The following is an 11,882-nucleotide window of genomic DNA, read 5'->3' on the forward strand; positions in this document are numbered from 1 at the left end:
ACCGCGCGCCTCCGCGCAATTGCGCGTATCCAAAGCCGTACCCCGCGCTCGGCGGCGTGTCCGTCAGCGGCCTCAACGCGCACCCTTCAAGGCTTACGCGCGGAATGCGCTTGACGGGAGTGACCGGCATCCATTTGTCGAGCATCTCGCGGCTGAGCGGCACGGTCTCCTCAGCCTCTCCTCGCACGATGACAAGGGCGCCGCTGATCTGCTCGAGGGGCAGCCCGCCGGTTCCGTCAAGATACGTCATGGGGGTGCGCTCGATGTTGTCCTGAATGCGCACGTTGACAAACTCGATGCCGCCCACCGGCTGCTCGGCGTCATTATGGCTGCTCAACTGAACCGGGGAAGTCGCGCGCGCTTCCGCGGCCGGATTGATCAGGGTGACGTCCTCGAAGCGGATGGCAAGGCCCGACGGCGGATTGTCGCCTATCGAGATGCCCGCGCGGCCGCTGCCCTGGAGAACGCAGTTGGCGAACACGACGCTGCCGGTCACGGCCGCGCCGGCAGCGTTGTTGTTGTAGACACCCGCGCTGACGTTGTGGTCGTTGAGCGCGCGGCAATTCTCGAACCTTACCGAGAGGGGCTCGGAATGCGCCCGCAACGGCCGCAGGTAGAGCACGTACCCGGCGCCGTTGTTGTTTTCGGTCAGGCAATTGCGCATAACCACGTTCACCAGCCGTTCTTCGGGATGGTTGGGTTCGAAGTCAATGCCCGCCTGCGGGGGAGTGCCCCTGGTATTGCGCATGACCGTGTTCTCAATAAGCAGATTCTCGGCGGTGATCACGCTGATGCCTTGGCGATAGTGACTTTCGCAAACCACGTCCTTGATGTGAATATCCTTATTGGTGACCCACTGGGTGGATGTGCCGAGATAAATGCCATCGCCTCCGCTTTCGGCGAGAGTCAAACCGTAGACCTTGATGTTCGTGCTGCTGCAGATGCTGAGCGTATGCCGCCATTCGGCCTTCTTGTACAACTCGGGGTTGTCATAGTCGGACCGGTGCATGCGGAACGTGGCCCCGTAGCCGATAAGGGCGATGTTCTGCTTGTTGGACGCCGTAAACAGGCAGTCGCTGCCTCCCTTGAACTCGCCCCGTTTGGCAACCACCTCGACGCCCTTCTCGAACAGGATTTCCTGGTTGCTTGCCAAGCGGAGGGGGCGCACCACCCACGGCTGGCCCACGTGGTCCACCGTGAGCCTGGCAACGCCCGAGTCGATGGCTGCCTGCAACACGTCGGTGGCATCCTCCGGGTCAAAACCCCACCACGACGCCTTCGCCTCGGTCAGTTCACCCGCGGCGACGCGGTCCAGCGTGTCCTGGTTGACCGCGGCCCATGCCAGACCCGTCGCAAGAAGGGCCGCCGCCGTGAATGTCAACATAATCGCGCGATTAACCATGGCTCTTTCCTCATCCCCCCGATGCAGCTCACCGGCCGGCAATGCACACAAAGACCTTAACAAACGAAGATATTCCCAAACAAACCGGTGCGCGATTTGTTGCAGTTGCCCCGAGAGGCGTATGCGCCTATACTATCTGCTGCGTGGGCTTGGAAAGGAGAGATCTGTGCGGACAGCGCTTTGCCACAGCGTTTTCATAATCCCCCTCATACTCGTGCTGGTATTGGGCGCGGGATGCGAGGGTGGCGGCCTCGACATCAAGGTTGCATTGCCGGATTCCGGGGATCAGCCCGGTGGCGATACTGACGGGGGCGGCGGCGGTGGCGGCGGCGGGGATACCGGCGGCGACACCAACGGAGGTGCGGGCGGCGGCGGCACGTCAAGCGCGCGGTTCGCTGGAAACTGGATTGCGAGTTTCAGCGATGACCGTACGACGTCGAGCGCGCAGTACGGCCAGATTCAATACGCGGCCAGTCTCAAGATTCAGCAGAACGACACCAGCATCTCGGGCAGCGGGATCCTGTTTCGCGTATTCCGGGAAGGTCCGACCGCGTCGAACCGCATCAGTGTGCAAATGACCGGTACGGCGTCGGGCGACGATGCCATCTTCACACTGCGCTCGGGCAGCGGCGGCCTCGACCGGGACCAGACCTGGTACGTGCGCCTGGCTGGGAGCCGCCTGGCCGGGATGTACGTGGCGGTCGATGGCACGGGGACGCTCGCGCGGTCCGGTCACGCCGTATGGCGCAAGGCGTCCACCGGTGTACCAGATAGTACCCCCTGGGCGGCGGCGTACACGGACGAATTCGGGTACTCGGGGTTTCCCCAGTACTCCCGGACCGCGTCAGTCACCCCGGTCATAACCGAAGCCGGCTTGTCCGGCGCCGGCACATTTTATGAACACGGAAGAGTGCCGCCGGGCGTGAATTTCGACATTACGCGCGGCGGTATTTCGGGAACGGAGGTCGGCCTGACCTTTGGCGGGCTGGACCTGCTCGAAAATGAGGTGGATTGGTTCGGCTTCTTTGGCGGAAGCATCATGGAAACCGCCTACGCCCAGTTTGATGCGTCAGACTCGATGATTCGCTTTGGCCATACCACCTGGGTGCTCGCGCCGGAACAAGCTTTCACCGCGATAAGCGGGGCATGGGCCGGCTCGTTCTGCGACCGGACAATCGAGTCCCCCAACCAGCCTGAGGATTTCGTCGCGATACTGAATCTTAGCGCGGAGACGGGGGGCGCCGTGTCCGGATACGCCCTGATTCGGGATGAAGCCGACGACCAGCCGTCGTTCCTGCGGTACAACATCGAAAGCGGCAGCATGATCGGGACCCAGGTGCAGCTTTCCATGAGCCGACTCACGGGCTCGTTTTTCTGGGACCTCCGTCTCGCTCAGGGCCTGCTCGTGGGCTCGTACCAGCGTTTCATTGGCAGCCAGGACCGGCCCATCAGCACGGGCCACGCCGAATTTCGCATCATGACCTCGGCGGGCACGTTACGGGGCACGTGGGCGTCCGCCTACGTAGACACGTTTGGCGCAGTGGAACCGGAACAATCCCAGTTGGCGGTCATTACCGTTTCCAACCAAGCGTCGGTTAATGCCCCATTCAGCGGGTTTGGCGCGTTGCGGTTCGCGGGCGAGTCCCGCCGCCGCCTCTTCAACGTGACCGGCGAGGTCGCGGCCGGCGATATCGTCTGGCAGTGGCGAGGGGCCGATTTGTTCGGAGACACCATATGGCACCTGCGCCGGTGCGGCGACCTGTTGTACGGGTCGTACACGAATTACACGGCAGGCGGCGCGATCGAGTCGCGCGGCGTCGGCATGTGGGCGCGCTCCTCGTACAGCGCATCGTTCGAGCAGTAACCCGCGCCGTAACTCCCCCCCGCCAAAGACGATAGGCGCGGGTATTCCGGATCTGGCGTCCGGCCTTGCGCCAGACGGCCCACGCGGCTTCGGGAGGCCTCGGATCAGTCCCGATTTCGGGCTGTTTCGTGGTAAACTGGCGCTGTTCGGGCATGCGGTTCAGGAAACCTTTGTATCCCTGGGGCTGCGCTCAGGTAAGGGAAGGGAGGGCGTCATGCCGGTGCGCAAACTGAAGGAGTTCCTCGATAATGAGGGCATCAAGTATGTGACGATCAGCCATTCGAAGGCCTATACCGCCCAGGAGGTCGCGGCTTCGGCCCACATATCGGGCAAAGAAATGGCAAAAACAGTCATAGTCAAGCTTGATGGGGCAATGGCCATGGTGGTGTTGCCCGCGAACCACAAGGTCGATTTCGACTTCCTCGCGCGCGGGCTTGGCGCGAAAAACGCCGCCCTCGCGACCGAGGAGGAATTCAAAGGGCTCTTCCCCGACTGCGAGCCCGGCGCGATGCCGCCTTTCGGCAACCTCTACGGGATGGACGTCTACATCGAGGAAGGTTTGACCGAAGGCAGCCGCATCGCTTTCAACGCGGGCTCGCACACCGAGGTGATTCGACTCCCCTACAGGGATTTCGAGCGGCTGGCAAAACCCAAGGTATTCAAGGCTTCGATGCAGTGACCGGGCTTTGACGCAGGCCCATCCGTTCACTCACGCAGGGCCAAATCCACGGTTTCCGTTTCACCGGTGCGCAGAGTGACGAAGGCGCGGTCGGAAGTGAACGCGTCCTTTTCGATACCGATGGCGAGAACGGTGTGGCGGCCGGGGTCCAAGGTTTGCACCGCATACTCACCCGTGGGGTTCTCTTTTCCGCTGCCGAAAATGCCGCCCGAAACAATGGTTATCGCGGCGATCGGGACCGACTCCAAGTCTTCCTCTTCCATGAATCCGGACACGACGTCGTAGGCTGTCAGGGAGGACTCGCCTTCGAGCACGACGACCCCCACGATATCGCACGATTCCCGGTTGGTAACGCGCCCCGTTACCCCGCAATTCGCGCTGAGCGTGATGTCGCGGACCACATGCCCGCCGGGAGGCATGGTCACCTCATGGCGTGTGATCCGAAAGAAAAGTTCGGATTCATCGCCTGCCGCGACATACAGAATACCTTTGCCGGCCAACACATTCTCAATCCGGTAGAATGCGACTCCGCCATCGCCGTCTTCGGCGTCTTCAACACTCGCCTCGTACCGCACGCTGCCCTGCTCGGTTTCGAGTTCGAGCCGCACCCCCGCATCTTCGACGGCCCCGGACGCCATCACTATCCGCCCTTCGAGCATGCCTGTGGGCCGCTGCAACTCGAAATCCACCAGTGTGACTTCACCCGCCACGAGCTCGGCCGTCCGGGCGATATCGACGCCACTGCCGCCCCAGGCGCTCGCATCGACCCGTGCCTGGACCTGGGCAAGCCCCGGCGGGAGACCCGTCAACTCGTATGTGCCGTCGGCGTCGGTGTGTTTCCCGTTCTCATCCAGCGCCCGCTCGCCCTTGTAGAAAGCGACCACCTGGCATTTTTCGAGGGGTTCGCCGTCGAGAGTTACCCGGCCGCGCACGGCCGCCATGCCCTGCAGCACAATGCGGAGCAGTTGATGAGGCGGCGTGCCAGGGTAGATGGTGGCATAGCCCGGCGCATACTCTGGATGCCAGGCTATGATGTCCTGTTTTGGTTCCCTCGTGGGACCGATTCGAAACCGGCCGTCAGGCCCCGTATATGTTTCCGCCTTTTGAGGCACGTCCCCCGCCCAGGACATGCGGTTTTCGAGAATATACGCGCCCGGGATGGGTTGGCCGCGAGTGTCCACGACGATTCCTTCAAGCCCGTCCAGGGAAGGCTCAAGAGCTATAGCAACGCTGTGGGGCGTGTTGGCCAGCTCCTCGGCCGACACCGCGATCTCCTGTTCCACGTAGCCTTCCTGCCAGATCCGCAACACGCCCGCGACCGGCTCGAGATCGGGAATCGCGGCCTTTCCCGCAGGGTCCTCGACCTTGGCGCCGAACCCGCCGCCTCGTCCATCCCCCCGCGCTGTTGAGTGCCGCACCTCCGTGGTGTGACGAAAGTTGATGAAGTAACACACCAGCGGCCCCTGGGTATCGCTGCGCACGACTTGGATTTCAAGCCGGGCCCGCAGCGGCAGGGCGAAATCGGCGTGCTCCGTTCCGGCCGGCACCGGGGCCTTCTGTTCGGGGAAATAGGCGGGGTGCGTCGCGGTCACGGCGAAAATGCGGCTGGGCAGGACCTCGATGCGGTAGCGGCCTTCGCGATCGGAGCGGGATTCCATGCCGTCTTCCCCTGCGCACGCCACAACGGCGCCGGGAATGGGATTGCCAAACGTATCGCGCACGCAACCCGATATCGCCAGAGCCGGGGACGTTTCGGCCCGCGGAGCCGATTCTACACGAGGCGAAGGGGTTTCGCCGGCCGGAGGGGCAATTTCAACGGTGGGTGCGGCGGTTTCGGGCTCGGCGGTCTCGACCGGCGGCGCGGCCCCGGGCACGGGGATTTCCATGCGCCACCATATGCGCAAACCAGCCACCAGCGCGATCGCGGCGACCACCCCTGCGGCCACATACGCGAAATGGCGCCGTTGCGACATACCCGCCCTCTCTCCCGGACGCCCCGCGCGCTCCAGGCCCGCCCCGGAAAGCAGGCAGAGTGTCCACACCACAACAACCAGAAGACAATAGGAATCAACCGCCCTTGCCAGGATTCAATTCACATGCATTTAATGCCGGCATCTTCGCGTGGAGTTCCACACAGCGCAACAGCTCCTCTCCATGGTATTCCGCGGATGCGATGATGGCAATACCCCGCCCGGCTGGTATACTCGGGGAGAGGATGCCATGGTTTCCACGATGCGTATCATACTTGCGGCGGCTGTGTTCGTCGGTCAGCCGCTTTCCGCACCCCCCGAGGCGCGCGGCCTGACGCTTGCACGCGGACGCGCCTTCGTGCCGGTCTGGCTCAACGGCGTCGGCCCGTATCCGTTTCTCATTGACACCGCCGCGCCGTATGTTGCGCTCGACGCCCCCATTGCGGCGACTCTGGCCTTGCCGGAGACGGGCGAGCCGGAACAACTGGGGGATTTTTCCGCGCAGCCGGTCCGGATCCAGTCTCTCGAGGTTGCGGGGCGCCCCGCGATTGCCTGCAACGCCTATGCTGCCGACCTGAGCCCGATGGAAGCGGCATACGGTCTGCGGGTGGCGGGCATTCTCGGGCTTCCGGGTCTCCCCGACCGCTTCCTGTTCAATTGCGAGCAACAAACGATTGGGCGCTTCCCGCCGGAAACCGGGCCCGAGTGGTTTGCCGTTCCCATGAAAACGGCCGACGACGGCGTACTGCGCGTCACGGTCACGATTGACAAGGAATATACCGTCGACGCCGCCGTGGACACGGCATTCAGCGGGACTCTGGCCATACCGCAAGCACTTCTCAAGCAGTGGGGCCTGTTTTCGGAGAGCACGCCCCGGCTCCGGGCGGCGAACGAGGGAGCGGTCCAAAGCGCTACCCAGATTCGGCTTACGCAGTGCGCGGTGGGCGATATTACGGTGAATGGGCCGCTTTGCTCACTTTCGGAGGAACCCGGAGCCCGGCTGGGCATGCGGTTTCTGTCGCGTTTCGAAGTTGCGTTGGACCGCGAGGTGAAGATGCTCTATCTTCGGCCGCTTGTGCCCGTGCCGTGGTCCGACCCGCCCGTATGCAGCGCCGGGCTGGCCCCAGCAGAGTGCGTAGACGGGCTGTGGAGCTTTTTCGTCGCGGAAGATTCCCCGGCGCAGATGGCGGAGATTCTGCCCGAAGACCTGCTGGTGTCGGTCAACGGTCTCGATATGGCGGGGCAGTCGTTCGACTACGTGCAACGCGCGCTGACGGGCAAACCGGGGGCCTTTCTGGATGTGGCGGTCCAGCGCGGCGACGAAGTACTCGTGTTCCGTGTTGCAGTGGAGGAGGCACTGTAGCCAGGAAGTCGGGAGGGTATTGTCCCGAACCCAAATCCGGATAACCCCGCGATTGGGGAAACTCACACAAAGACACGAGAGAAATGGCGCCTGCGAAGCTCGATGGGGATGGGAACTTGCCGTGCCACGCGCAGACCCCGGACCTCCGAATCGCGTGCAAGAACCGCTTCGCACACTGTTTCCAACAGCCCGGGACCCGTCTCTCGATGAAGCGCCACCGCGCAAGCCACAATGACGCTTCCTATCTCATTCTGTTTCGGAGGATTCGATCTTCGTGTTCCCTGTGTCTCCGTGTGAGTTCGTTCTTGTCTCTTATGGAGACAATAAGATCCCTCCAGCAAGGGCTTTCCTATCTGGCGATCGGGGTCGGGGGGCTCTTGTCGGGTTTTGAACGCGTATCGTGTATAATCCTGCCTTGAAAAACCGGTAACAGAGTACGCATACAGCAAACCTCATGCGCTTGCAACCTCTTGGAGACTGTTTATGATGAGCCTGCGACCCCTGTCAAGACTTGTTCCCGCGTGTGCCTTGTCCGTTGTGCTGGTGGTTCTTGTCGCCCTGCCCGCGTTTGCGGCGGCGGAAAAAGAAGATTTCTCGGCAAAACCGTGGGACCTGCGCGAGCATTACATCTTTTCGTTCGATCAAGCCAATGCCCGGTTCCTGTACGGGTCGGACAACGCCGAGTGGAGCATCGAATTCGAGGGGATCGGAACATTCATAGACAAGGCCAGGGCCTCGATCACCTTTGCCGACGGCGCTGAGACAAGACTGGTTGATTTCGATAAAGGCGAGGCGGACCGCGAGCATTTCGATACGCCCATGGGTTCCGGCAACCACTTTTGCGCCGACCTGCCCGAGCGCAATGGCATCAAGGTCCGCCACATGGTTTCCGTTCATAATGAGTACCCCTTCCTGATCATCCGCATGGAAGTCACCAATACCGGCCAGGCACCCATCGAAATCGCCAAGATGAGTCCAGCCATCTTCGGGCCGGACTGCATAAAGAACGTAAGCGGCCAGATGCAGGCGGCGATTCGCCGGATCGATATGCGCGCGGGCTACGCCGTCTTTGATCGCGGCGCCAAGTCGTCTCTGGCGCTGTTTCACGACCCCGCGAAGGAAAAGACTATCGGCCTCGGAGTGTTGCCGCTGAATATCGCCCGGTCGGGCATCAATCTCGAACCCTATGGCGGGTCATGGCAGGGCGATATCGCCTCGGTATTCGAGCCGCCCGTCAAATTGGAGCCCGGCAAGAGTCTGAGCGCCGATCCGGTGTTTGTGACGTTTTCGGTTCCTAAACCAGAAGAAGTCGAAACGTATTTCACGTGGACCCGGAGCAATCTTCCGCGACCGAGCACGCAACCGGACGCTCCCCGCTGCTGGTGCACCGTAGAGGAAGACTCGGGCGCGGACGCCCTCTACGCCGCAGCCGCGAAGTGGGCCGAAGCGGGAGTGCGTTATGCGTTGGTGCCCGCCGCGTGGGAATCGCGCCCGGGCTCGCTGGAAGGCGCGCGGCCCCGATATCCGAAGACGATGCAGACCGTGGCCGCCGCGCTGGGCGCGATGGAGATGGCCCCGGGTATCACGGTCGAGCCTTTGGCCGCGACCAAGGGCGGCGAGGCCTTTTCGGCCGCGATGGCCGGGCAGACATGGCTGAACCTGTCGCATCCGGAAGGGCGGGCCCAGGCCGTCGCCAACATGCGCCAGGTCGCCGGATGGGGATTCAAGTTCTTTGTGGTTCAGAAATCCCCCATCCCCGATGAGGTGCTCCGGGCCTTCAACATGACCCGTGCCCAGGCCGACGCCCTCGCCCACGAGGTCGTGGCCGAAGCTGCGGGAGACCTGCCGGTGTTTCCGTCGTCCGCGACCGCCCTGAAAGACGGTCTCGAAGACTGGCTGGAGGCGGCGGGATGCACAAGCAGGCTCTGGGAATACCAGATTGCGGCGGGCCCTGTGCGCTTCGACACGTCGGGCGTCCGCAGCTTGAGCCCGGACGTGTGCACGGTGATGGCGTTCTTCGGCGGTCCCATCGAGTTGCTGGGGTTGCCCCATCGCGAACTCGTGCCTCAGATTGCCGCGATCAAACATCAGGTGGCGCAGCCGGTCGATATCATGCAGCGCTCGCCCCGGACCTGGCTCGTGGCCGGGGACGAAGCCGGCAAAGGCGAAAGAACTCAGGTCACATTCCCGAAATCATCCTCGTGAAACGCCGCAGCGAGCGTCTCTCGCAGGGCGGCAATGCACGAAGACGGGGGAGGTCCCGCGCGATGCCAGGATCATTGCGGTTTGCAGTCATCGTCTTCGCCGCTCTTTCTGTGAGTCTCGGAGCGGCATGGGGCGCGCCGCCGGTCAGCAGAACGGTCACGGAAGTTATTCGAGAACCGTTGCCTTCCGAAGAGCTGTCATGCACGGCTGACGAAAGGGCGGTCGTGGTTCAGGGACCGGTGTTCCGCTACACCGTCGACAGAACGGCGGGGGCGATCACAGCGCTCGACACGGCGCGCGAAGGTCAACCGGTCGTGCGGCTCCGGCAGCCTGCCGAGCTGTGGTTCGACGGCGCGCGTCTGTCCGCATCCGCCAGCGGCACAACCGAAATCCTCGCACAGGGAACGGACAAGGTAGTGCTGAAGACGGAAGGCACGCTCCGGGAAAACGTCCCCTACACCCTGCAAACGGCGTTCTACAACGACGGCGTCATGGTGTCTGAGATGACGCTGCGCCCTGCCCAGGATTTTTCGCTCAGCGAGGGGCTCCGTTTCGAGGCCAGCGCTTCGGGACGGTTCAGCCACTACCTCCACAAGCGGCGGGACACGGATGGCATCGACTGTTTTCAGGGGGCCCTGCCCGAGGCCGGGGAAACCGTCGAACTGGCCACGCTCACATCGTGTCTCGAAGTGTTCGGCCACGAAGCCGCTCTGGCGATATTCACGGATCGCGGCGGCACGTTCCGGCAACCCGCCGACGCCCCGCTCGCCGTGCTCGCCGTAAGCGAATCGTCAGAGGGCAACGCGTCGGTAACACTCACACAGCATATCGTGCGTGTTGAGCCGGGCGGCAAGGCTTTTGTAGTGCGGGCGGGAGAAGCGTTCACGTTCCGGTTCGGCCTGGCGGTAGCCCCCAACCGGCTGCCCCATCCGCGGTGGCGCGATCTGCGCATGTTCATTTGGATTGGCGATGCCCAAAACCCCTACCCGTCCGATGACGAGATCCGCGCCGCTGCACGGCTTGGATACACGCTGTTCCAGATGCACCGGCTGGGCACTCCCGGCCAGCCGCGTCCGCCCGCGGAAGAACTTGACCGCGTATTAAAGACCGTGCACGACTCGGGCATGTTGTTCATCTGGACAGCCAACGCGGACCTCATGTACGCCAACGCGCCGGGCGTGCAGGAGCTCACCGCCGCGGGCAAATGGGCGCTCTGGCAGGGTTTCAACTATGGCGGGCGGTACACAGCCAAGATGGACCCCTACTGCGACTTGATGTCCACCTGTCTGGCGTCGCCCAACGGCCTCGCCGATTACCGAATGGCCACGCTCGCCGCCATGCTTGAGAAATATCCCGTCGATGGCATGTATATCGACGATAACCTTCCCTACGCGAACTGCTCGCTCTGGAAAGAGCACGGCCACCCCGAGAAGATCTACGACTGTCTCATCGAGCTCCATGATGTCAATTGGCGCCGCCGCCAGGTACTGCTGACCAAGGTCCCGCACGCGGTGCTGATCGACCATTCGAGCCACGGATTCATCTTGCCCACGATCTCGGCCTTTGACTGCCACCTTTTCGGCGAAGGGTATACGTTCCCCTCCGTTGAGTCCTACTGGGTGACATACGGGTCGTACCACAATCTGCCGGCCCAGGGCTGCCTCTGGGCAGGCGACACGGAAAAGACTCGCTGCGGCGCGGAACTCGCTTATGCTTACGACCTCCTGACGGGCGGCGGACAGTACAGCTACCTCGATTGGCGGCTCTGGCCGGAGAAGTTCCCCTACGCATCGGGCGTCAGCGCCGATGAACTGCTGTTCGTCGAAACCTTCAATGCCGCGCAGCATTACTTCGGCATGTACGAGTCCAACCCCTACTACTTCGCCACGTCGCAGGCGCGATTTGCCGCGACAGCACCCGAGACCTACGCCACGCTCTATCACAACCGCGTCTGGAACGAAGCCCTTCTCGCCGTATCAAACTTGGGCGCCGCGCCGGCTGCAACATCGGTGGCCTTTACCGAGCCGATACTTCCTCCGTTGGCAGGGGACCGGCTGCTCGCCATCTACGACGTGCATGAGCGGATCTCGGCGGTTGCGCGGGGCAAAGCCGCCCTCGCTCACCTCGCGGATATTTCGTTGGCCCCGACCCAGACGCGGCTGTTCTATGTACGGGAAGTGCCCGAAAATGCCCCCTGCCACCAGTGGGGAGGCAAGCGGCTTTCCGAGCAGTGGGACGCCGCGGCCGGAACCCTGCAGCTGAAACTGCACGGGCCCGCGACCCTGGATGACCAGGTAATCATCGCTACGGGCGGCAAGGGGATTGCGCAGGTGACTGTGAACGGCGCGCCCGCGGCGTTCTTCCTGGACCCCGCGCGGGGGCTGGTCCACGGCGCCGTG

The 11,882-nt window shown here is 63.0% G+C and carries 8 protein-coding genes; 5 read left to right on the top strand and 3 right to left on the bottom strand.

Features of this window, described 5'->3' with window-relative positions; all coding sequences use genetic code 11:
* A partial coding sequence (locus PLJ71_08035; protein ID HQM48624.1) for a right-handed parallel beta-helix repeat-containing protein occupies positions 1 to 1,402 on the bottom strand: 1,402 nt, incomplete at its 3' end.
* Between the two features lie 166 nt (positions 1,403 to 1,568).
* On the opposite strand from PLJ71_08035, the gene PLJ71_08040 reads away from it, so the two are divergent.
* Together PLJ71_08040 and PLJ71_08045 are read left to right on the top strand one after the other, a co-directional pair.
* On the top strand, positions 1,569 to 3,266 hold the full coding sequence (locus PLJ71_08040; protein HQM48625.1) for a hypothetical protein: 1,698 nt from the start codon (positions 1,569 to 1,571) through the stop codon (positions 3,264 to 3,266).
* Positions 3,267 to 3,480: 214 nt separating this feature from the next.
* Positions 3,481 to 3,945 carry a YbaK/EbsC family protein gene (locus tag PLJ71_08045; protein ID HQM48626.1) on the top strand — a complete coding sequence of 155 codons (465 nt, stop codon included), beginning with the start codon at positions 3,481 to 3,483 and terminating at the stop codon, positions 3,943 to 3,945.
* Positions 3,946 to 3,971: 26 nt separating this feature from the next.
* Here the strand turns inward: PLJ71_08045 and PLJ71_08050 are convergent, their stop codons facing one another.
* Positions 3,972 to 5,918 carry a carboxypeptidase-like regulatory domain-containing protein gene (locus tag PLJ71_08050; protein ID HQM48627.1) on the bottom strand — a complete coding sequence of 649 codons (1,947 nt, stop codon included), beginning with the start codon at positions 5,916 to 5,918 and terminating at the stop codon, positions 3,972 to 3,974.
* A 247-nt stretch (positions 5,919 to 6,165) separates the two neighbouring features.
* Between PLJ71_08050 and PLJ71_08055 the strand changes: the two genes are divergently transcribed.
* The gene (locus PLJ71_08055; GenBank protein HQM48628.1) at positions 6,166 to 7,278 is read left to right on the top strand and encodes an aspartyl protease family protein; all 1,113 of its coding nucleotides are present in this window, start codon (positions 6,166 to 6,168) and stop codon (positions 7,276 to 7,278) included.
* 62 nt (positions 7,279 to 7,340) lie between these two features.
* Here the strand turns inward: PLJ71_08055 and PLJ71_08060 are convergent, their stop codons facing one another.
* Entirely contained in the window at positions 7,341 to 7,619 is a 279-nt protein-coding gene (locus PLJ71_08060) for a GxxExxY protein (GenBank protein ID HQM48629.1), read from the bottom strand.
* A 142-nt stretch (positions 7,620 to 7,761) separates the two neighbouring features.
* Here PLJ71_08060 and PLJ71_08065 point away from each other — a divergent pair, with 142 nt between their 5' ends.
* Positions 7,762 to 9,483: a hypothetical protein gene (locus PLJ71_08065; protein ID HQM48630.1), complete on the top strand. Its 1,722-nt coding sequence runs from the start codon at positions 7,762 to 7,764 to the stop codon at positions 9,481 to 9,483.
* Positions 9,484 to 9,545: 62 nt separating this feature from the next.
* Positions 9,546 to 11,882 (top strand): hypothetical protein (locus tag PLJ71_08070; GenBank protein HQM48631.1); only part of this gene is annotated, 2,337 nt, incomplete at its 3' end.

It is taken from the genome of Candidatus Hydrogenedentota bacterium (assembly GCA_035416745.1).
Lineage (GTDB): Bacteria > Hydrogenedentota > Hydrogenedentia > Hydrogenedentales > SLHB01 > UBA2224.